The following is a 22,237-nucleotide window of genomic DNA, read 5'->3' on the forward strand; positions in this document are numbered from 1 at the left end:
GTGATCGCCTCAGGCGTCGAGCGCCGGGCGCGCGGCCGGGAGCGAGGGGCGCGTGCGCAGCCAGAAGTAGCCCGCCGACGCGGCGAAGAGCGCCGCGCAGAGGAAGGCTGTCGCGTAGCTGAAGCCGAGGAAGAACTCGAGCCACGAGCGCCTGGCCTGGCCGAAGCTCTTGTAGAGCAGCAGGGCCACGCTGCCGAGGTAACCGAACGCGTCGGCCGCGGTGATCAGGAAGCCCGCCGTCGCCACCGAGCCCACCGCCGCGATGAGCCGGTCGAACAGCACGCAGTTGAACGGGACATACCCCACGTAGAGCCCGAGCCCGACGCTGATCATCCACGCGACGGGGCCGATGACGCCCGCCTGGAAGAGCACGGTGCTCACCCCGGCGAGCGCCGCCCCGCCGACCATGATGCCGTGGATCGCGAGGAGCGCCGTCCTGTTGCTCCGGATCCCCATCATCACCGCGACCGAGAGGAGCGCGCCGATGGCCACGGGGATCTCGGCCGTCGTCAGGATCGCCGGCTGATCGGCGTAGTCGAGGGCGTCCCAGATCTCGCGGGCGAAGTTGTCCCGGAAATCGCGGTAGGCGGTGAGGACGATGTAGCCGAGGACCAGGGTCGCGAGCCCGCCCGCGTTGGCGAGGACGAACGCGCGCCGCGCGGCGCGGTCCATCGGCGCGCGCCGGGTCCGGAGCGCCTCGTCGGTCGCCGACGGCGGCGGGATCTGCGCGAGCATCCACACCGAGAGCAGCAGCGGCGGGAAGAAGAGCGCCCCGGTGACAGCGGGCATCCAGACCTCGGGGACCCCCCAGCCGAGCGTCAGCTTGCCGACCGTCTTCACGAAGCCGCTCGCCACGATGAAGCTCGCGCAGAGGCCGGCGCCGAGCAGGTCGCTCACGCGGCGCCCCTCGAGGAAGCCGAAGACGAGCCCCCAGACCATCCCGAGCGGCAGCCCGTTCAGCACGAGGAAGACAGCGGCGTAGGGGGCCGGCGTGAGCGCGAACAGCACGAGCGCGGCCTGGCTCACCCCGATGCACGCGAGGATGGCGAGGGCGCGCCGCTCGGGCGGCATCTCGGACACCACCTTGATCCCGAGGAACTTCGAGGCGCAGTACCCGAGCACCTGGGCGATGATGTAGAGGCTCTTCAGGTCGAGCGCTGGGAGCAGCGGCAGCGCGACCGTGCCCTGGAAGGTGCCGACAGCGAACGGCTTGCGGAAGGCGTACATGCAGAAATACGTGGCGAACGCGGCGAACACGGCGAAGGCCATGAACACAGGCGCCGGCGCGCGCGCGAGCCACCGGGTCACGCTTCCGCGCGCCCCCTCGTCACGCGGCTCACGGGTCATCTCGTCACGCGGCTCACGAGCCATGTCATCGTTTTTCACGCGTCATCTCGCCACGTTGTTCACGTGTCATCTCGCCACGTTTCTCACGGTCATCTCGCCACGTTGTTCACGCGTCATCTCGCCACGTTGTTCACGCGTCATCTCGCCACGTTGTTCACGCGTCATCTCGCCACGCGCATCTGGGCCGGCATGGGCGCTCCGGGGATGGCGCGAGGGTAGCCGCGGGTGCGCGGCGCGCGCATGAATTTTCGGTTCCGGTGAGGCGCACGGCCGTTCCCTTCCGCCCGCTCCCGTGCGAGACATCGGAGCCTGCGCCGCCGTCCGCGGCGCGGCCGGGAGGGCACGCCGTGGGAGATCCGTCACCGCTCGCCGCGAGGAAGGTCCTGGGAGACGCCGGGGCCCCTGCCCTCGGCCGCGACGAGCGGCTGCGCGGCGCTGTCGCCCTGCTCGCGGTGGGCCTCGCCGCCGGAGGGGCGGGCGAGCTCTCGCTCGACCAGGTGAAGCAGCGCTTCCGGAGCGCGATGACGCGCGATCCGCTCGATTCGCTGGCGGCCATGGTCCTCGGGTGCTCGTACCTGTTCCACCAGGCCGAGCAGGCCGAGAACCCGCGGTGCACGCGCTTCGTTGACGCGCTCCTGTTCATCTCGACGTGCCTGTCCGGCGGCTACACCGACCAGTTCGCGCGCACCCCCGCGGGCAAGACGATCGCCTCCTTCGCGATGACGTTCGGCCCGACGCTCGTGGGCTCCGCGCTGAGCACGCCCGGCGGCGCGCCCGCGTCCCAGGGGCTGCAGGAGCAGAACCAGGCGATCCTCGAGAGGCTCGACGGGATCCTCGAGGCGCTGCGCGCGCCGCGCTGACCACGCGCGGCACGCAACGAGCCAGGAAGCGCGCAAGCAGACCCGAGCGCGACGGCCGCACGACCGAGCTCGACAGGACGAGAGACGCCCAGGTCAGATCGACCCACGGGATTCTTTCTCTCTCGCCGGAGATGCCTCGCTCTGCGCACGCTCGACCGCTTCGGGAGGGTATCGATCGATCCCTGGAGAGAGCTCAGGAACAACCCGAATCGACGTTCTCCCCGGTGTGGCACAACGTCTCGATGGGACGCCTTGTCGCTCGCGCGTGGGGCACTTTGCACCCCCGCGGGCGGGGATGACGCCCGTCATCTTCCCGAAAACGGACCGAAACGTCGCCCCGACGGATCTGGAATACCCCTTGCGACGTCCGGCCGCGCTGGGGCATCGGGGCCCCGGCTTTTCCAGGGGCGCGGCACCGGACAGGCGCGAACAACGGGCGGCCCGAACACTGATGTCCCGCATGCCATGAGCGCTCACTGGATCATGACCGGAAGCGACACGGTTTCGCCGAGCTGTCGCGCGTGTTGCAGAGAAAGGCGGAGGAGTCATGCCGAATCGTCAGGGATGGATCGACGAGGAGCACAGTGACGGTCGGGGACGCGACGACGAGAGGTTCGGGCGACACCAGGGGTATCGAGGTGATCAAGGATATCGTAGCGAGCGCGGAGCCGCCGGCGATGCTAGCTACGGCCATCGTGGCAATTACGAGCAAGTACTCCAGCGCGACGACCAGCGTCACGCCCGAGGCGGCCACGACGACTTCCGGGGTGGGTCGGATCCACGGGAGTTCGGTGGACGCAGCCAGGAGCGCGGCTACGAGGGTGAGTTCGGCGGAGGCGGCTACGATCGCGACCAGGGCGGACGCGGCTACGGCGGCGAGCGTGGCTGGGAAGGCCGGCAGGAGCGCGGCTTTGGACAGCGCGAGGACTTCGGGGGCCAGCACCACGCAGCCCACGCTTCGGGCGGCTACCGCGATGACTTCCAGCGAGGAGGTCGCGACGATCTTGGCGCCAGGGGCGGCTACGGCGGCCGCCAGGGCGGCTTCGGTGGCGGCCAGGGCGGCTTCGGCGGCGGCCAGGGCGGTCACGGCGGCCAAGGTCACTTCGGCGGCGGCCAGGGCGGCTACCGCGGCCAAGGCGGCTTCGGCGGCGGCCAAGGCGGTCACGGCGGCGGCCAGGGCGGATTCGGCGGCGGCCAGGGCGGTCACGGCGGCGGCCAGGGCGGCTTCGGGGGCCAGGGTGGATTCGGAGGAAGCCTGGGCGGCCACGGTGGCGGCCAGGGTGGCTTCGGGGGCAGCCAGGGCAGCTTCGGCGGCGGCCAGGGCGGCTTCGGTGGCCAGCACGGCGGCCAGGGTGGTCAGGGCTACTTCGGCAGCGAGCATGAGCTCGGCGGCCGGGGCGCTCACGGCGCCCAGGGTGGATTCGGCGGCCAGGGCGGCTACGGCGGCGGCCAGGGAGGTTTCGGCGGTCATCCGGGTGGATTCAGCGGCCAGGGTGGCTACGGCGGCGGCCAGAGCAGCTTCGGCGGTCAGGGTGGATTCGGCGGCAGCCAGGGCGGCTACGGCGGCGGCCAGAGCAGCTTCGGCGGCCAGGGTGGATTCGGTGGCCAGGGTGGACCTGGTGGCGGCCAGGGCGGCTTCGGTGGCCAGGGAGGCTTCGGCGGCGGCCAGCACCAGGGAGCCCGAGGCGGCCTCCGGCAGTGGGCCGACGACGAGCGCGGCTGGACCGAGCGGTCCGGCCAGCAGCGAGGAGCTGAAGGCCAGGAGCCGCGCTTCCGGGGCGATCAAGGCTTCCACCAGCACCAGCCGGGTGGACAGGGCTGGGGCGGACAGGGCTACGGCGGCGGACAGGGCGCCGGCGGGCGGAGCTTCCTCGATACCGTCGGTGGACAGGGCGGAGGCCTCGGCGGTTCGCGCGGTCGCCCGCCCAAGGGCTACAAGCGATCGGACGACAGGATTCGCGAGGACATCTGCGATCAGATCGCCGACCACCCGGATCTCGACGCGAGCGACGTCGAGGTGAAGGTGCAGAACGGCGAGGTCGTCCTCTCCGGCACCGTCCGCGATCGCCGCTTCAAGCACCAGCTCGAGGCGCTCGCGGAGCGCATCTCGGGCGTGACCGACGTGCGGAACGAGATCCGGCTCTACCGCGAGCAGCAGCAGCAGGGCGAGACGAAGACGAGCGCCGGGCTGTCGTCGAGCGAGCGCTCCACCGCGGGCACGTCCGGCTCCACCGCGGGCACGTCCGGCGCCATCACCTCCGCCGGCGCCGCGTCGTCCACGGAGACGAAGAACAACGAGTCGCGCCGGAACGCGTCGTAGCTCCGCCCGCCAGAAGTCCGGCGCCTGCCAGAGGTGGCCGGACTTCTGCGCTTCGCGGCGGCTTCGCGCCGGGCGCCCGGTCGTGGCGCATGCCCCCCGCTGCGACCGACGGATCGCGCCCCACCCTCGTCAGCCCGCGAGCGCCTCCCAGAGCCCCAGCGCCCTGACGAGCCACTCCACCTGCCACGCCCTCTCCGCGAGGTAGCGCCGTCGATCGAGCGCGGGCGAGATTGACCGCCGCAGCGCTGTCCACGCGCCGGCCGAGCACGCCGCGAAGAACGACGAGGAGCACGGCGCAGCAACACAGGCAGCGATTGCGGCGCGCGGCCACCGAGATCACCTCGGGGGGCTGGTCCGGGCTGGCAGGGCCCCAGACCCGTCGCTCGCGCCTGCCGTGGCCCTGGAGCCGGACGGCGCCCCCGAGCGGACGACTCGCGGCGCCGCAGGCGGTGCACGGACGTAGCACCTCGCCCCGAGTTCCTCGCTTTCATGAAGATGTCGAGCAGGTTTCGCGACAGCCTGAGCCGACGCATTCACCACCGCGCCAATCCATCGGATCCCTTCGTCACCTCGACCACCCGCGCGCCGCATTCGTGCTCTCGCTCGATCGAGCCGCCAGGCCGCACGATGCCGAAATGGCACTGTAACATTTCACACCAATGACCACTTCTCCAGTCCGCACCCGCACGCCAAAATTTGGTCGCCCGGAACACAAATCGTTCTTGACCAATTAGAGCGACGAATCTAGTACTCGACGCAGAGAGCGATATTCATACTCTGGGGGGATGGGTGGGGCTCATTGCGCGGCGCCGCTTGCATAGCGTCGTGCAATCAAAGACGTACACCGACGCCATTCCTGCATGCGCGGCGTGGTCTGCACACGTCGCGTGAGACCATCTAGGGCGTCGCTCCTCTTGAGCGGAGCGAAAGCAAGGCGTGGACGGGCAGCGCCCTTCTTTCTGCCCATTGCCATTTTCGCAGAGGACATGTCGATGTTTGAAACCAAGTGCGAGGCGCGAGGACGAGCGCCGGGCGAACAGGTGCATCAGTTGCCCGGGAAGTGTTTGCACGAGATCTTTGCGGCCATTGCGCTGGCGCATCCAGAGCGCGTGGCCGTCAGCACGCCGGATGACGACATCTCGTACGGCGAGCTCAATGCGCGCGCGGACCGGCTCTCGCGCACGTTGCGGACGCTGGGTGTGGGTCCGGATGTGCTCGTTGGACTCTACGTAGATCGCAGCATCGACATGATCGTCGGGCTGCTCGCCATCCTGAAGGCGGGCGGCGCGTACGTGCCGATCGATCCGACTTACCCGCCAGCGCGAGTTCAGCTCCTTATTCGCGACAGCGCCGTCTCCGTCATCGTCAGCGTATCGCGCATCGCCTCGCTGGGCCTGCGCGATTGCGAGGCGAAGATCGTCCTGGCCGACCAGGACCCGGCGCCCGCCGGCGCGGAGCTCCCCGGCTTGCCGCCGGCGCACGTCTCCGACAGCAACCTCGCGTACGTGATCTACACCTCCGGCTCGACCGGAAAGCCGAAAGGAGTGCTGGTCGAGCACCGCAACGTCGTCCGGCTCTTCGAGCAAACCCATGCGTGGTTCGGCTTCGACGAGCGCGACGTGTGGACCATGTTCCATTCGATCAGCTTCGACTTCTCCGTCTGGGAGATCTGGGGCGCGCTGCTCTACGGTGGGCGGCTGGTCGTCGTGCCATTTGACGTGTCGCGCTCACCGTCGCGGTTCCTGTCGCTGCTTCACGAAAAGCGCGTCACCGTCCTGAACCAGACCCCCTCGGCGTTCCGTCAGCTCGTCGCGGCCGATCTGGCGTGTGACTCGCCGGCGGCGCTGTCGCTCCGGATCGTGATCTTCGGCGGCGAGCGCCTGGACACCCAGCAGCTCGCGCCCTGGATCGCGCGCCGCGGCGACCAGCACCCTCGGCTGATCAACATGTACGGCATCACGGAGACGACGGTCCACGCGTCGTACCGGCCCGTCGTCCGAGAAGATCTCGCCGCGCCTGCAATCAGCCCGATCGGCGTCCCGCTGCCGGACCTGCGGTTCTACCTCCTCGATGAAGCAGGGCAGCCCGTTCCGGACGGCGTGCCGGGCGAGCTGTACGTCGCCGGTCCGGGCGTCGCGCGGGGGTACCTGAACCGCCCGGAGTTGACCGCCGAGCGCTTCTCGCGCAGCCCGTTCGGTGACGCCGAGGGCACGCGGCTGTATCGCTCCGGCGATCGGGTCGTGCGCGGGCCGAACGGCGAGTACGCGTACCTCGGGCGCACCGACGATCAGATCAAGGTGCGCGGATTCCGCATCGAGCCTCGCGAGATCGAGCTCTGCCTGAACGGCCACGCCGAGCTGCTCGCGAGCGTCGTCGTGCCCCACGACTACGGCGACGGCGACGTCCGGCTCGTCGCCTATCTGGTGCCACGGCCCGGCATCCAGCCCGACATGTTCTGGGCCAGCAAGATCAGCACCGAGCTGCAGGCGCGGGCGACAGCGGCGCTACCCGTCCACATGAGGCCGTCGGCCTACGTGGCCATGGCCTCGCTGCCGCTCACAGCCCACGGCAAGATCGACCGAGCCGCGCTCCCTGCGCCGGCGGCGGCCCAGCGCCTGGAGAGCGCCGGGGGCGACGCCGCGAGCCCGACCGAGGCGTGGATCGAGGCGCTCTGGCGGGAGATCCTGGACCTGCCGCGCGTCGGCAATGACGACGACTTCTTCGATCTCGGCGGCACGTCTCTCGCGCTCATCCGCATGTTCGGGCGGGTGAACGAGCACTTCGGCACGGATCTGGATCCCGCCGTCATGGGCGACGGCGCGACGATCACGCAGCTCGCCACCAGCATCGATAAGGCGCTGAACAACAATTCAACGTTGAGAGTCCAATGAACACTGTTTCAGGGAAATCCTCCATCTTTTCCTTGTCGCCCCAGGAGACCAGCGATTTTCACCGGCTCGGCTATGCCGGCCCGTTCACGCTGTACGAGCCGGAGGAGATGAAGGAGCTGTGGCGGCGCGAGCGGCTCAGGATGCTCGACCGCAGCGCCGCCATCTATCAGGACGAAGCGGCGAAGTCCGGCGTGACGAACATCGCGAACTACGACCGCCACCTCGACAACGCCTTCCTCGCGTCGCACATCTGCCGTCCTCAGATCGTCGACCGCGTCGCCAGCATCCTCGGACCGAACGTCCTGTGCTGGCGCAGCGAGTTCTTCCCGAAGTATCCGGGCGACGAGGGGACGGACTGGCATCAGGCCGACACGTTCGCCAACGCCTCCGGTTCGCCCCAGATCGTGTGGCCGGAGGACAGGGAGTTCGGCGGAACGATCACTGTGTGGTCGGCGTTCACCGAGGCCACGGTGGACAACGGCTGCCTGCAGTTCATCCCGGGGACCCATCGGACCATGTACTACGATGAGACCAAGCGGATGCACTACGATCCGGACTTGATCAACAGCCTCGAGAAGGGGAGCACCCGGCGCGGCTTCTTCGGCTACGACTACCGCCAGCTCCAGATTGACCCGGACTGGCAGCCGGAAGAGTCGAAGGCGGTGTCGATGGTGATGCAGCCCGGGCAGTTCATCATGTTCTGGTCCACGCTGATGCACGCGTCGCACCCGCACAGCGGCAAGACGAAGGACATGCGGCTCGGCTTCGTCTCGCGCTACGTGCCGACCTCGGTGAGGATCTACCCCGACACCGACATCATCGAGGAGTACGGCGGCAAGGTGAGCCTCGAGAAGTACGGCGCGGTGCTCGTCAGCGGTCGCAACGAGTTCACCCACAACCGGATCGCGACGTCCACCACGCGCGGCCACCGCTTCGTCTCCCGCGATATCACGGCCTCGTCCGCGCAGCAGGAAGCGCTCGCGTGAGCGAGACGGCTGTCGCACGCGTGTCACTGGCGGAGAAATTCGCGCTCGTTGACCGGCCCTGGACCCCGAAGATCGTCGGTGAGCTGAACGGCCAGTATGTCAAGCTGGCCAAGTTCAGCGGCGAGTTTGTGTGGCACAAGCACGACAACGAGGACGAGATGTTCCTGGTCGTCAAGGGCGAGCTCACGCTCAAGCTCGAGGGCCACGACATCACCCTCCGCGAAGGGGAATTTGCCATTGTGCCGCGCGGCACCCTCCACCTCCCGGTAGCTGCGGGCGAGACGCACGTGCTGCTCTTCGAGCCGAAGAGCACGGTCAACACGGGTGAGCTGAACCATGCGCTTACAGCCAGCTGTGATTGGATCTGACCCCCGCGCGCTGGCAGGAGGTCACGAGGAGCCTCAGGCGTCCGCCCGCGCGGCCGTGCGGCGCCTGGCGGGCACGATGTCGTCCATCGCGCCGCTCGTGAACGCGCTCGACGCGCCGGTGCGCGTCGCGGTGTCGGGGCCCGGGGCGCCCGAGGGCGGAGGCTCGACGCTCGGCGAGCGGGGTGACGAGCTCCAGGCGTTGCTCGATCGGCTGGCGGACGGCGCCGGGGCGCGGCGTGTCGTGCTGCACCGCGATGCCGTGCCGCTGTCTGCCTTCGAGCTCATCCTCAGCGATCGCCTGGCGCTCGCGTCGACGCTGGAGCTGCCTCTGGAGGTGCTCCGCGCGCTGCGCATGGACGTGGACGACATCGCACAGGGACCGCGCGCGCACGGCGTCGAGGCGGTGTTCGAGCGTGGGGAGCTGCAGTCCTGGGACGGGTCCCGCCTGCGGGTCTACGTCGAGGGGCCGAGCGACCGCAAGGCCGTCATCCTCGTTCCTGCGTGCGGCATGCCGATCGGCCTGTGTGAGCCATGGATGCGTCGCCTTGCTCAGGAGTTCCGCGTCATCACGTGGGAGAGCCGCGGGCTCTTCGGCGCGATGGGCACGACGGAGGAGTTCGACGCGCGCGCGCACGACGTGTCGGCGCAGGCGCGCGACATGCTCGCCGTCATGGACCATTTCGGCGTCGAGCGCTCCCACGCCACGGCGCTGTGCGGCGGCGCCGTGATCGCGCTCGCCGCGGCGGCGACGGCGCCGACGCGCATCTCGTCGCTGAGCCTCTGGCACGGTGACTACGAGCTCGGCCAGGACGCGCCGAAGACGCAGCATCAGCGCGACGTCCAGATGCTGATGACGATGGCCGGCAGGGGGCGCGCTCAGGCCACGGGGCTGCAGAAGATGTTCAGGCGACCGTCCGTGCTCGCCAAGATCCGCGCCGACATGGCACATCATGTGATGTATCCTTACGCGAACGGCGAGCTCCTTTACCGCTATGCACGTCTGAACGGCGCGATCATGGAGCACGACTGCAGATCGTTGCTCGAGCGGGTAGGCCAACCGGCCCTGGTGGTCACGAGCCATGACGACCACACGGCACACCCGGAGGGGTCGCGCTACGTCGCCAGCAAGTTACCTCGCGCAGAGTTGTACATGGGAGAGCACGGGGATCACCTGACGTTGTTCGAGGCCGAATCGCGCCTCGGTGATCTTGCCGCTGCGTTCATTGCTCGCGAAGCGAACTGATAAATCGGGCGGAAACATGAACCATAATGACAATGATGTGAACCGTGCGCTCACCTCCTGCCTCCGCGATCATGCCGCGGTCGAGGACGCCGTCGTGGCGTCGAGCGGTCCGGACTCCAGCGCGCTCGTCGCCTACATCGTCCCGGATGCTCATCGCGCAGGGGAAATCAGACGCGCGTGCGCGCTCGAGGCAGACGGCCGCCTGGAGGGGCTATCGCTCCACGAGCCGAGCGCCGAGCTGCTGGTCGCGCAGCGGAACCGCACGGAGACCGACTTCCTGTACCGAGAGATCTTTCTCGACAACGCCTACTTGCGGCACGGCATCGAGCTGCCGGAGCAAGCGTGCATCATCGACGTGGGCGCGAACATCGGCATGTTCAGCACGTTCGCCGCGAAGGCGTGCCCGACAGCGCGCATCGTCGCGATCGAGCCCATCGCCGAGCTCAGCCGCGCGGTGCGCGCCAATGCCGAGATTCACGGCGCCAACATCACGGTGCTGAACTGCGCCATCGGGAGCGAGGCGGGTCGGACCGAGTTCACCTTCTATCCGAACAACACGGTGATGTCCGGCCGCTTCGCCGACGTGGAGGACCGCGACGTGCTGCGCGCCTACCTGCTCACGGGAGATGGCGCGCAGGAAGGGCGCCTGCTGGACGACCTCGTCGCGGACCGCATGGCCATCGAGAGGCGGAGCTGCGAGGTCATGACCCTGCGGCAGGTGGTCGAGATCCAACGTATCGGGGAGATCGATCTCCTGAAGATCGACGTTGAAAAGGCCGAGATGGACGTCCTGAGCGGCATGGACGAAGCGACGTGGGCGAAGGTCGCTCAGATCGTCATCGAAGTCCACGATATCGGGGGTCGACTCGGTGAGGTCCTGAAGATGCTCGACGACCGGGGCTTCGTCGTCGCGCACGACTGCGACGCCCGCATGGTGAAGACGGGCTGCTATACCGTCTACGGCCATCGTGCGCAGAAGCGGCGCGCCGGCGCGCGCACCGGAGCGCCGGCCCCCGCGGAGCGATGGCCGTCGCGGCGCAAGCTCGCCGATGACCTGCGCGCCGCGATCGCCGGCCAGCTCCCCGGCCATCCTGTCCCCGAGCGCTTCATCTTCGTGAGCGCCCTGCCGACCGAGGCCAGCCTCCGCGAGCTCTCGGCGCTCTCCCGCGCGGAGCACGCCCCGCGCGCGCCGGGCGGTAGCCGCAGCGAGATCGAGTCGCGCCTCGCCGGCATCTGGCGGGAGCTGTTCGGAGGAGGCGTGCTGCGCCCTGACGCGGATTTCTTCGAGCTCGGCGGGAACTCCCTGACGGCGGTGCGGCTGCTCTCCCGGATCGAGGACAGCTTCGGAGCAGACGTCCTCGCGCCGGACGATATCTTCACGGCGAGTCGGCTCGACGACATGGCGGCCGCCATCGATGCCACGCTCGCGGCCCGTCAGGCCGCCGGCGGCGCCGCTTGATCCGGCGCGGCGTGGCGTCGCCGGCCAGCAGGCCCGAAGCCGCGCTGGCTGGTTGACGCGATCGAGGATGTATGTTCATGCCGAGGGCTGTGACGAGCTCGATTCCCTTATCCGTCGTCGCCGCGGGCTTCATCACTGTCCTCGTCGGCTTCACCAGCGCGGCCGCGATCGTGTTCCAGGCCGCCAGCGCCGCCGGCGCGACGCCGGCCGAGCTGAGCTCCTGGATGGGCGCGCTCGGGCTGGGTATGGGGGTCACGTGCATCGGCCTCTCGCTGCGCTACCGAGCGCCTGTCGTCACGGCCTGGTCCACGCCGGGCGCCGCGTTGCTCGCCACGAGCCTCACCGGCGTATCCATGGCGGAGGCGATCGGCGCCTTCGTGCTCTCGGCGGCCTTGATCACGATCTGCGGGCTCACCGGCTGGTTCGAGCGGATCATCGATCGCATCCCGATGCCGATCGCCTCGGCGATGCTGGCCGGCGTGCTCGTCCGCTTCGGGATGGATGTGTTCACCGCCATGAAGACCAGGTTCGTGCTGGTCTTCGCGATGTTCTTTGCCTATTTGCTCTGCAAGCGCCTGTGGCCTCGTTACGCGGTGATCGTGGTGCTGCTCCTCGGCGTCGTGGTATCGTGGTGGCAAGGCTTGCTCCACATGGAGTCATCCCAGCTCACGCTGGCGACACCGACGTTCGTCATGCCGTCGTTTTCCTGGCCCGTCCTGATCGGCGTGGGTGTTCCGCTGTTCGTCGTCACGATGGCGTCGCAGAACCTCCCCGGCGTGGTCGTCATCCGCAGCTCCGGCTACGCGACACCTGTGTCGCCGTTGATCACATGGACCGGTGTCACCACCCTGTTGCTGGCGCCGTTCGGTTGCTTCGCGCTGAACCTCGCCGCCATCACCGCCGCCATCTGCATGGGCAAAGAGGCGCACGAGGATCCGGCGAAGCGTTACCTGGCGAGCGTGGCCGCCGGCGTCTTCTATTTGCTCGTCGGCCTCTTCGGCGGGGCCGTCGGCATGCTGTTCACGGCGTTTCCGAGAGAGCTCGTGCTCGCCGTGGCCGGCCTCGCGCTGCTCGGCACCATCGCGAACGGCCTCCACGGCGCCATGAGGGACGAACGCGCCCGAGAGGCCGCGCTGATCACCTTCCTGGTCACCGCGTCGGGCGTCTCGCTGTTCGGGATCGGCGCCGCGTTCTGGGGGCTCGTGGCTGGCGTCTCCGCGCTGGCGGTGCTCACCTGGTTCCAGCGCGTCGCTCCCGCGCAGGCGATCCCCGCCCGCGCGCACGCCGCCCCCGAGCGAGGCGGCGAGCGATGATCTCGACGGGTCCTGAAACGCCGCCTTCCGTCCGCTCCCGCGAGCCGAGAGGCTGAAATGAGTATCGAGCAGATCCCCACCAAGGCGCCTGTCCTCAATCGCTGGATCTATCGCCCCGCCCCGCGAGCGAACGCGCGGCTTCGCATGTTCTGCTTTCCTTACGCTGGCGGCAGCCCCTCGCTGTTCCGGAGCTGGGTCCATGCCATCCCGGCCGACGTCGACATCATGGGGGTACGGCTGCCGGGTCGCGATAACCGGATCAAGGAGCCGGCGTACAGCGAATGGTCCGCGTTGCTCGACGCCCTCGAGGACTCGCTCCCAGAGCTGCTCACGGGGCGCTTCGTCTTCTTCGGCCACAGCATGGGCGCGGCGGTTGCCTACGAGCTCGCCCGCCGGCTCTCCGCGAAGGGCAAGCCGCTCCCGGCGCATCTGCTGCTCGCCGGTTGCCGAGCGCCGCACGTCCCTCGCTACGTGCCGGCGATCCACCACCTGCCGGATGAGGAGTTCTACGAGGGGCTGCGCGACATCAGCGGTACGCCCCGCGAGGTCCTCGCGGACAAGAAGTTCATGGCGCTGCTCGCGCCGACGCTGCGCGCGGACATCCAGCTGGCGGAGACGTGGTCAGGCACAGCCGGCGAGCCGCTCGACACCCCGATCACTGTGTTCGCTGGCGCGGAGGACGCGCTCGCCCCGCCGGATCGCATGCCGGAGTGGGCTTGCTATACGACGGGGCGGTTCACGGCCCATCTACTTCCCGGTGAACACTTCTTCCTCCGCACATCAGAGGAAGCGTTGTTGGGTCACATTCGTGCCACGCTGGAGTCGTGCTGACGGGCAGGACGACCCTCACATGGACAGGAGCAGCAGGAGGATGGAGCGCTGGACGCCGTGATGTCTGTCTACTTTTCGCCCGAGCACGAGGCCTTCCGTCATCGCGTACGGGAGTTCCTGTCGCAGGAGGTGCTACCGTTCGCCGATGAATGGGAGCACGCGCGACTCATTCCGCGACGCGTGTGGCTGGAGATGGGCCGCCGCGGGCTGCTCGGGCTTCACTACCCGAAGACGTACGGCGGCGCCGAGCTGGATCTGTTCTACTCGCTGGCGTTCCTCGAGGAGCTCGGCCGCACGGGGTACTCCGGTTTCCGGGCCTCCGTGTCGGTGCACGAGTACATGGCGACCCACTATCTCGCCACGTCCGGCAGCGAGGCGTTGAAGCGCAAATACCTGACCACGGCGATCGCCGGAGAGAAGGTCGCGGCGCTCGCGATCACGGAGAAGGACGCCGGCTCGGACCTGAACCGCATCGCCACGACGGCGACGCTCGACGGCGACTGCTTTGTCGTCAACGGCGAGAAGACCTTCGTCACCAACGGCACGACGGCCGGCTTCATCACCGTTGCGGCGCGCACAGCGCCCGCATCGACAACGGCGAAGCGCGGCGCCGTCGGGCTCTCTCTCTTGCTCATCGATGCCGAGTCGCCCGGCATCGCCAGGCAGAGGCAGGACAAGATCGGCTGGCATTGCTCCGACACGGCGGAGCTCCGCTTCGAGAACGCGCGCGTGCCTGTCGAGAACCTGATCGGCAAGCCCGGCGGCGGCTTCATGTATCTGATGCGCGGGTTCCAGCTCGAGAGGCTTGTCGCGGCCACGCTGGCGATCGGCGGGATGGATCGCTGCATCGAGGAGACCTGCCGCCACCTCCTCGGGCGGCGCGCATTCCAGGGAACCTTGGCGGGCCTGCAGGCGATCCGACATCGGGTCGCCGACCTTGTGACGGACATCGAGGCGGCTCGTCAGCTCGTCTACCACGCCGCGTGGCTGTACCAGCGCGGCGAGCTGCCCATCGCGGAGTGCTCGATGGCCAAGCTCCGCGCCACCGAGCTCGCGAGCCGCGTGGCCGCGGAGTGCTTGCAGCTTCACGGGAGCCGCGGCTACCTGGAAGGATCGGCGATTTCGAGGATCTACCGCGACGCGCCCGCCGCGACCATGGCCGGCGGGGCCAGCGAGGTCATGCGTGACATCATCGCCCAGATCGCCATCGAGGAGAAGCATCGCCAGGGTGGTGTGACATGATCACGCGCTGGCCTCCGGGGTCCTCCTCCAGCGGGGACATGCACGCGAGAGGAGCTGTTGTCCGGTCGCGGGCCACGCTCGACGCGCTCATCGAGGCCGCCGTGCGGCTCTGGCGTGGCTCACGTCCATGAGGCGCACGGCGCCGGAGGTGATGGGGTGAGCTGCTGGCTCACCCGCTCGGATGCGCTCGGGGCGCCCGAGCTCCTCGGCGAGCCCGCGACGCGCATGGCGAGCGGGGCCATGGCGGCGCTCGCATCCGCCGCGCGGATCCTGGGCCGGTCGCTGCCTCAAGGGGAGCTACGCGTGCTCGAGCTCGGCTGCGGCGCGCTCCAGCCCGCGGCAGCGCTGCGCGACGCGCTCGGCGCCGCTCGCGTCCGCTTCACGCTCCTCGACGCCGACGAGACGATGATCCACCGCGCCTGCGACGCGCTGGGAGACTCGGTCGCCGCCGCGCACGCGCTATCTCTCGATCCGGCGGAGATCGCGGGGAGGCTCGGGAATGCGCGCTTCGATGTCGTCCTCTCGGTGTGCGCTGTGCATCCGCTGGCCGATCGCGCCGGGAGGGATCTCCTTCGCACGATCTGCGCGCACCTGGCGCCGCGCGGCGCGCTCCTGCTGCTGGACGTCTTCCGTCTCGACGGGCTCGCGCGGGAGCTCGGATGCGCGGCGGGGGAGCTGATCCATCCGCGGGTGGCGAGCGACGGCGCCGCGGCCTGCGGCTCCGCGCTGGCCGGCTCGGTGGATGACAGGCCCGCCGGCGAGCGCCGCGCCGCCGTGGAGGATCATCTCCTCTGGTTGCGGCATGATTCGCACATGGACGCGGCCTGCGCATGGCGCGGGTGGGACGCCGCACTGCTGATCGCCCGCCGGGGCGAGGCGCAGGCGGGCGGCGCGCGGTGGCCGGGGGAAGCCACGGCGGGTGTCGTCGCGAGCGTGACCGACACGATCGGCGACACCCCGATCGTGGCGCTCGACCGTCTATGCCGCGGGCAGGAGGGGTCGATCCTCCTGAAGCTCGAGATGCGCAACCCGGGTCTCAGCAAGAAGGACCGGATCGCGGTGGAGATGGTGCGCGCCGCCCGCCGCACGGGCGCCCTGCAGCCCGGACAGCCGGTCGTGGAGCTCACGAGCGGCAACACCGGCGCCGGGCTGGCGATCGCCTGCGCGATCCTCGGGCATCCCTTCGTGGCGGTGATGAGCGCGGGAAACTCGCGCGAGCGCGCTCGCATGATGATGGCGCTCGGCGCCGACGTCGTGCTGGTACCGCAGCACCCCGACTCGGTGCCCGGTGTCGTCAGCGGGCTCGATCTCGCGCTCGTCGAGGAGCGCGCCCGCGCTCTCGTCGTCGAGCGGGGCGCCTGTCGGACAGACCAGTTCGAGATGGAGGCCAACGTCGAGGCGCACGAGCGCGGGACAGGCGCGGAGATCCTGAGGCAGACCGGGGGCCGACTGGACGCGTTCGTCGATTTCGTGGGCACGGGCGGGACGTTCGCCGGCGTGGCGCGGGCGTTGAAACGGGCGCTGCCGGCTGTCCGCACGTACGTGGTCGAGCCCGCAACGGCGCCTTTCCTGGCTGGCGGGGAAGTCACGGATCAGCGGCACCGCATCCAGGGTGGCGGTTACAGCCGGGAGCTGCCACTCCTGGACCGGGCGCTGTGCGACGGTCATCTCACCGTCAGCGACGAGGAGGCCATCGACGCGGCCCGCCGCCTCGCCCGGATCGAGGGTATCTTCGGAGGCTTCTCGACGGGCGCCAACGTCGCCGCCGCGGAGAAGCTCCTTGCGGGTCCGCACCGCGGCAACACCATCGTGTGTCTCGCGTGCGATTCAGGGCTGAAGTACCTCAGCACCGATCTGTATCTATGAATTAGCCCGGCGGGTTCGGCGCCGCGGCGCCTATCGGCCGGACCGAGAGGCCCTCGCGGGTCGTCGTCGGCGGCGTCGTCGCGACGCTCATCGGATGTCTGGTGGTCGGCGTGCTCCCGCCGTTCTCGCTGCCGGTGGCCGCGCTGGCAGGGCTTGTCTGGGCGCTGGGGTACGGCATTGCAGGCCCCGTCCATCACTCCTGTCCGCAGGTCGATCGGCCCCGGATGGGCGCGGCTCGCGGTGGGCTCCAGCCCGGGCATGTCAAGCCATTTCGGCGACGCACCGCGGCGGTGGAATTTAACCCCGCTCCTCCCCTCGCTGTGATCCAATCCGGAGCGCCGGTCGGGGGCGCCGCGTCGCGCATCGCCCCTGCCCCCGCGTCTGCCCATGGCCGAGGTGCTCGCTGCATCCCTGATGTTCCCCGCCGTGCTCTTCACGGTCGTGCTCGCGCTCGCGCTCATTTACTGGCTGTTCGTGCTCGTTGGCGCGCTCGACCTCGACCTGCTCGGCGGCGCGCACGCCGACGCCGCGCCCGACCTCGGCGCGCTCGACGGAGCCGCCAAGGGCGCGCTCGAGGGCGCGACCAAGGGCGCGCTCGAGGGCGCCGCCAAGGGCGCGCTCGAGGGCGCCGCCAAGGGCGCCGCGGAGGGCCTGGCCGACGGCGGCGACGCCGCGCACGGCGTCGGATCGCTGCTCGTCGCGCTCCAGCTCCACCGCGTGCCCGCCACCGTGACGCTCACGCTCGTCGCGGCGTTCGGCTGGTTCTCCAGCGTGCTGTCGACGATGCTCGCCGAGCCGGCCTGGCTCGGCGCAGGGCTGCCGCGCTGGGCGCTCGGCCTCGCGGTGCTCGCGGGATCGCTCACGGTCGCCCTGCTGCTGACCTCGCTGGCCGTGCGGCCGATCGCCCCGCTGTTCGTGACCCGGCACGCCGAGGCGAAGAAGGACCTCGTCGGCCGCGTGTGCGTCATCTCCACCGGCCGCGTCGACGAGCGCTTCGGCCAGGCGGTGATCGAGGAGGGCGGCGCGAGCCACATCCTCGACGTGCGGAGCGACACGCCCGGCGCCCTCCGCCGGGGCGACCGCGCGCTGCTGGTGAGCTGGGACCCGCACGGCGAGGTCTTCGGCGCCGAGCCGCTCGACGCCCTGCTGGGCCCGCCCCCGCCGCTCGCCGGGCGGGTTGCGTCCTCCGCGGAAGGTCCCCCGGACGGCGCCGAGGACGACGAGGGCGCCGCGACGGGCGCAGGAAACGCGCGTCAGCGCGGTCGCTGAAGCCGCCATCGCGGTCCGCTCGAACGCCGCCGTCGCGCTGGCGGTTTCGTGTACGCTCCTCCCTGAGGGGGCATCATGCGGCCCCCGATCTGGCTCAGGCCCGGGCGCTGAGCCCTCGCTGACGCGAACGCGGAGGCGAGGGCCGTCGCCCTGCCGCCGCCGAAAACGCGAAGGAGCTCCGCGTGCCCACTCTGACCGTCCCCCTCATCATCGCTCTCGTCGGTGTCCTCGCCTTCGTCGCCCTCGGGATGCTGGTCATGTACGCCAAGTTCTACCGGCAGGTGGATCAGGGCAAGGCGCTGATCATCAACACGCGGGGCGAGGACCCCATCGTCACCTTCACGGGGACGCTGGTGATCCCGATCATCCACCGCGCCGAGTACATGGATATCTCGGTCAAGACGATCGAGATCGACCGTCGCGGCAAGGAGGGCCTGATCTGCAAGGACAACATCCGCGCGGACATCAAGGTCACCTTCTTCGTGCAGGTGAACAAGACGCAGGACGACGTGCGCACTGTCGCCCGGACGATCGGCTGCGTCCGCGCGTCGAACCCGGAGACGCTCGAGCAGCTCTTCGCCGCGAAGTTCTCCGAGGCGCTGAAGACGGTCGGCAAGCGGCTGAACTTCGAGGACCTCTACAAGGAGCGGCAGAAGTTCAAGGACGACATCATCGACGTCATCGGCAAGGACCTGAGCGGGTTCGTGCTCGCCGACGCGGCGATCGATTACCTGGAGCAGACCCCGATCGAGCTGCTCGACAAGGACAACATCATGGATGCCGAGGGCATCCGGAAGATCACCGAGCTCACGGTCGCGCAGAACGTGCTGACGAACGAGCTCCGCCAGAAAGAGCGGATGGAGATCGGCAGCCAGAACCTGAACTCCGACGAGGCCGTCTTCCGCTTCGATCAGCGCCGGGCCGAGGCCGAGGCGAAGAAGGCGAAGGAGATCGCGGTGGCGCAGGCGCGCGAGCAGAACGAGGCCGCCCGCATCACGAGCGAGGAGCGCAAGAAGACGGTGCTCCTCCAGGAGAAGAACGACGAGGAGGCGTTCATCGCGCGCGAGGCGAAGGAGCGCGGCGTCTCGGTCGCCCAGAAGAACAAGGAGCGGGAGGTCGCTGTCGAGACCGAGCGGGTCGAGAAGGCGCGGCAGCTCGAGATCGTGAGCCGCGAGCGCGACGTGGCGCTTCAACAGATCGCGCGCGAGAAGGAGCTGGAGATCCAGAAGAAGGACATCGCCGACGTGATCCGGGCGCGGATCGCGGTCGAGAAGACGGTGGCCGAGGAGGAGGAGCGCATCAAGGACGTGCGCGCGGTGGCCGAGGCGACGCGCCTCAAGGACGTCGTGCGCATCAACGCCGAGGCCGAGGCGCAGGAGCAGCTCGTCAAGCACATCAAGGGCGCCGAGGCGAGCGAGGAGGCGGCGAAGTTCCGGGCGCGCGAGAAGCTCATCACGGCCGACGCCGAGCTCGAGGCGAGCGACAAGGCCGCGCGCGCGAAGATCCGGATGGCCGAGGGCGTGCAGGCCGAGACAGCGGCCGAGGGGCTGGCGCGCATCCGGGTGAAGGAGGCCGACGCGCAGGCGATCGAGAAGCAGGGGTTCGCCGAGGCGCGCGTGACGCTCGAGAAGATGTCGGCCACGGCGGCCGGCGAGGAGAAGCAGGGCCTCGCGCGGGCGCTCGTGAAGGAGGCCGACGCGCAGGTGACCGAGAAGCAGGGGCGCGCCGAGGCGCTGGTCACCCGGGAGCGGCTCCTCGCCGAGGCCGCCGGCATCGAGCAGAAGGGGCTCGCGGCCGCGAGGACGCGCGAGGCCGAGGCGCTGGCGCTGGAGAAGACGGGCCTCGCCGAGGCGACGGCGATCAAGCAGCGGCTGCTGGCCGAGGCCGCCGGCACGGCGGAGAAGGCGACGGCGATGAAGGCGCTCGACGGGGTCGGGCGCGAGCACGAGGAGTTCCGCCTGCGGCTCGAGAAGGAGCGCGCGGTGGAGCTCGAGGCGCTGCGCATCCGCGCGGAGATCGCGCGGGCGCAGGCCGAGGTGCTGCGGGGCGCGTTCGACCAGGCGAAGATCAACATCGTCGGCGGCGACGGGGCGTTCTTCGACCGCTTCGTCAAGGCGGTCACCCTGGGCCAGTCGGTCGACGGGATGGTCGACCAGAGCGCCACGGTGCGCGCCCTTGTCGGCGACTACCTGAACGGCAACGCGAGCCTCCCCGAGGACCTGAAGCAGGTCATCGCCCACCCCGCGCCCCTCGCGCGGCCCAAGGACGGCACGCTGTCCGGGATGCTCACGTCGCTCCTGCCGGGCACCGACGACGACGGGAAGAAGAAGATCGAGGCGCTGGCCCAGAAGGCGCGGGAGCTCGGCCTCGACGAGCTCGTCCAGCAGCGAAGCCCGCGGGCCTGAGCGGCGCGGGGGGCGCGCGATCCGGCGGGCGGACGCCTCGGCTGGGTCGCGCGCTGGTTCATGAAGAGAGAATGAACCACAGAGGCCACAGAGGGCACAGAGGGGAGAGAAGAAGGCTTCTTCACCTGAGGGCCCCTCGCTTTACAGCCATTTTTCGGCAGAAAAATTGAACGGGGAGGCGGGGAGACGGGGAGACGGGGAGACGGGGAGGCGGGGAGACGGGGAGTATTTTGAATATTTCCCTCCCCGCCTCCCCGCCTCCCTGTGATTTTTTCTGAAGAATTTGAGGCCATGCCTCAGCTTCTCTACCTCTGTGCCCTCTGTGCCCTCTGTGCCCTCTGTGGTTTGTCTCTCTGTGGTTTGTCTCTTCACCTCACTGGTTCTTGGTCACGTAGACCAGGGCGGCGATGCACATCTCGTCGAGCGTGCTCTCGCCGAGGTGCACGTCCACGGGGGCCGGGATCTTCTGATCCTTGAGCGCCTTGGCGAGGAACGGGTTGCCCATCGTGTTGTCGTAGGTGCAGCGCATCGTGAGCAGATCGCCCCCGCGGAGGCGCGGGAGGTCCGCGAGGGGCGCGTCGTAATGGAAGCCGCGCTGCCACGAGAAATCCCACCTCGGCGTCTGCACCAGGCACTGCTCCGCGGGCTGGCCGGCGGCGGGCGCCTCGGGCGCGAGGGTGACCTTCATGTCCTTGCCGACATAATGCATGTGCGTGCCAGCGCCGTAGAGGTAGACCTCCGACTCGGACAGCGACGCCGGCATCCTGAACTGCATCGTCTCGACATGATCGCTCACGCCGGCCGGGATCAGGAACTCGACGCCATCCGTGTCGTTCGGCCCGGGCAGGAGCCCGCCACCCCCGTCCATGGGAGACTCGAAGTTGCCGATCAGCGCGACGCCCATGAAGTACTCGGGCACCCCTTGCGTGAAGCGCATCTGCACGCGCGTCGTGTCCGGCTCGGCGGTCGTCCCGGCCGGGTGGTAATGCACCTGCATCACCAGCCGCGAGCCCACGGGGATCTCCGCGCCGATGTTCGGCTCGAACTCCAGGGGCACCGCCCCCGGCGCCCACGCGGCGACGAGCTCGCCCGAGAACCCGGGGCCGCCGAAGCAGTCGTATCCACCCTGCTCGTCGGCGAGCTCCACGGACGCGCCCTCCTTGTCGAGGAACACGAGCGCGTGATGCACCACCTTGCTGTTGCCCGGGAGGACGTGCACGCCGTTGAGGTAACGCGTCTCCGATAGACCGGGATCCATCACGAAGCACCGGAACTGGTCGGCATCGCCGCTCGCGACGAACGGCGCCTCCGGCGCGACCTCCTTCTCGACGCCGGCGAGGCCGCCGGCCTCGGGGACGAACGGCGCCGGCGCGTCCGCAAGGTCGCCCTCGGGGCTGCCCGCGGCAGCCCACGCCTCGAGCGTCGCGATCTCGGCCTCGGTGAGCCGGAGGTCGTCCTTCCAGCCATGAGGCGGCTCGCACTCGTCGGTCTCGAGCGCGCCCCACGGCGGCATGGTGCGCTCCCGCGCCGAGCGCGCGACCAGGTTGGCCACCGAGCGCGCCGCGTCGTACGTCGTCAGGCTGAACGGGGCGATGTTGCCAGGCGAATGGCAGCTCATGCAGTGCTTCTGCAACAGCGGCTCGACGTCGCGATGGAACGTCGGCGACGCCGCCGTGGCGCCAGGCGCCCCCTCGCCAGAACAGCCGAGGAGCAGCGCCGGAACCAGCCCGAGCAGCGTGAACACGCCCGATGTCGAATGTCGCATGGAACTCCTTTTCAACCGCGCCCGCCGCGCCGACGCGCCAGCAGGGTCATGAAGGCCTCATCGCGAGGCGGG

16 protein-coding genes and 1 pseudogene are annotated in these 22,237 nt (G+C 69.6%); 14 read left to right on the forward strand and 3 right to left on the reverse strand.

The window, feature by feature from the left end; genetic code table 11:
* Nucleotides 1–9: 9 nt before the first annotated feature.
* Nucleotides 10–1,269, reverse strand: coding sequence for a DUF5690 family protein (locus tag WMF42_RS27610; RefSeq protein ID WP_081426169.1), 1,260 nt, complete (start codon nt 1,267–1,269; stop codon nt 10–12).
* A 425-nt stretch (nt 1,270–1,694) separates the two neighbouring features.
* Here WMF42_RS27610 and WMF42_RS27615 point away from each other — a divergent pair, with 425 nt between their 5' ends.
* Nucleotides 1,695–2,207, forward strand: a complete 513-nt coding sequence (locus WMF42_RS27615; protein WP_437685821.1) for a hypothetical protein — start codon at nt 1,695–1,697, stop codon at nt 2,205–2,207.
* A gap of 481 nt (nt 2,208–2,688) precedes the next feature.
* Here the strand turns inward: WMF42_RS27615 and WMF42_RS27620 are convergent, their stop codons facing one another.
* Nucleotides 2,689–4,197: a hypothetical protein gene (locus WMF42_RS27620; RefSeq protein ID WP_437694466.1), complete on the reverse strand. Its 1,509-nt coding sequence runs from the start codon at nt 4,195–4,197 to the stop codon at nt 2,689–2,691.
* Between WMF42_RS27620 and WMF42_RS27625 the strand changes: the two genes are divergently transcribed.
* The 13 genes and pseudogenes from WMF42_RS27625 (at nt 4,186) to WMF42_RS27685 (ending at nt 20,400) form a co-directional block, all read left to right on the forward strand.
* Complete coding sequence (locus WMF42_RS27625) at nt 4,186–4,527, forward strand: BON domain-containing protein (protein ID WP_233561089.1); 342 nt, start codon at nt 4,186–4,188, stop codon at nt 4,525–4,527. The genes WMF42_RS27620 and WMF42_RS27625 overlap by 12 nt on opposite strands.
* Before the next feature lie 860 nt (nt 4,528–5,387).
* Nucleotides 5,388–7,418, forward strand: coding sequence for an amino acid adenylation domain-containing protein (locus WMF42_RS27630; protein WP_437685823.1), 2,031 nt, complete (start codon nt 5,388–5,390; stop codon nt 7,416–7,418).
* Nucleotides 7,415–8,404 carry a chlorinating enzyme gene (locus WMF42_RS27635; protein ID WP_437685824.1) on the forward strand — a complete coding sequence of 330 codons (990 nt, stop codon included), beginning with the start codon at nt 7,415–7,417 and terminating at the stop codon, nt 8,402–8,404. Before WMF42_RS27630 ends, WMF42_RS27635 begins: the two co-directional genes overlap by 4 nt.
* Nucleotides 8,401–8,772 carry a cupin domain-containing protein gene (locus WMF42_RS27640; protein ID WP_061606105.1) on the forward strand — a complete coding sequence of 124 codons (372 nt, stop codon included), beginning with the start codon at nt 8,401–8,403 and terminating at the stop codon, nt 8,770–8,772. The genes WMF42_RS27635 and WMF42_RS27640 overlap by 4 nt, the downstream gene beginning before the upstream one ends.
* Nucleotides 8,773–8,848: 76 nt before the next feature.
* The gene (locus WMF42_RS27645) at nt 8,849–10,015 is read left to right on the forward strand and encodes an alpha/beta fold hydrolase (RefSeq protein ID WP_437685827.1); all 1,167 of its coding nucleotides are present in this window, start codon (nt 8,849–8,851) and stop codon (nt 10,013–10,015) included.
* Nucleotides 10,016–10,052: 37 nt separating this feature from the next.
* Entirely contained in the window at nt 10,053–11,474 is a 1,422-nt protein-coding gene (locus WMF42_RS27650; RefSeq protein WP_437685829.1) for an FkbM family methyltransferase, read from the forward strand.
* Nucleotides 11,475–11,551: 77 nt separating this feature from the next.
* The gene (locus WMF42_RS27655) at nt 11,552–12,787 is read left to right on the forward strand and encodes a benzoate/H(+) symporter BenE family transporter (protein WP_061606114.1); all 1,236 of its coding nucleotides are present in this window, start codon (nt 11,552–11,554) and stop codon (nt 12,785–12,787) included.
* Nucleotides 12,788–12,844: 57 nt separating this feature from the next.
* On the forward strand, nt 12,845–13,618 hold the full coding sequence (locus WMF42_RS27660) for a thioesterase II family protein (RefSeq protein WP_437685831.1): 774 nt from the start codon (nt 12,845–12,847) through the stop codon (nt 13,616–13,618).
* A 60-nt stretch (nt 13,619–13,678) separates the two neighbouring features.
* Nucleotides 13,679–14,860, forward strand: coding sequence for an acyl-CoA dehydrogenase family protein (locus WMF42_RS27665; protein WP_437685833.1), 1,182 nt, complete (start codon nt 13,679–13,681; stop codon nt 14,858–14,860).
* 240 nt (nt 14,861–15,100) lie between these two features.
* Nucleotides 15,101–15,463 (forward strand): annotated as a pseudogene (locus WMF42_RS27670) (class I SAM-dependent methyltransferase); the annotation flags it as partial.
* Nucleotides 15,464–15,793: 330 nt separating this feature from the next.
* The gene (locus tag WMF42_RS27675) at nt 15,794–16,726 is read left to right on the forward strand and encodes a PLP-dependent cysteine synthase family protein (protein ID WP_061606115.1); all 933 of its coding nucleotides are present in this window, start codon (nt 15,794–15,796) and stop codon (nt 16,724–16,726) included.
* A 387-nt stretch (nt 16,727–17,113) separates the two neighbouring features.
* Entirely contained in the window at nt 17,114–17,995 is an 882-nt protein-coding gene (locus tag WMF42_RS27680) for a hypothetical protein (RefSeq protein ID WP_061606110.1), read from the forward strand.
* A gap of 182 nt (nt 17,996–18,177) precedes the next feature.
* The gene (locus tag WMF42_RS27685; protein ID WP_061606111.1) at nt 18,178–20,400 is read left to right on the forward strand and encodes a flotillin family protein; all 2,223 of its coding nucleotides are present in this window, start codon (nt 18,178–18,180) and stop codon (nt 20,398–20,400) included.
* A 373-nt stretch (nt 20,401–20,773) separates the two neighbouring features.
* Here the strand turns inward: WMF42_RS27685 and WMF42_RS27690 are convergent, their stop codons facing one another.
* Nucleotides 20,774–22,165, reverse strand: coding sequence for a hypothetical protein (locus WMF42_RS27690; protein ID WP_437685835.1), 1,392 nt, complete (start codon nt 22,163–22,165; stop codon nt 20,774–20,776).
* Between the last annotated feature and the right edge of the window lie 72 nt (nt 22,166–22,237).

The organism is Sorangium sp. So ce176 (assembly GCF_051519835.1).
Classification (GTDB): domain Bacteria; phylum Myxococcota_A; class Polyangia; order Polyangiales; family Polyangiaceae; genus Sorangium; species Sorangium cellulosum_G.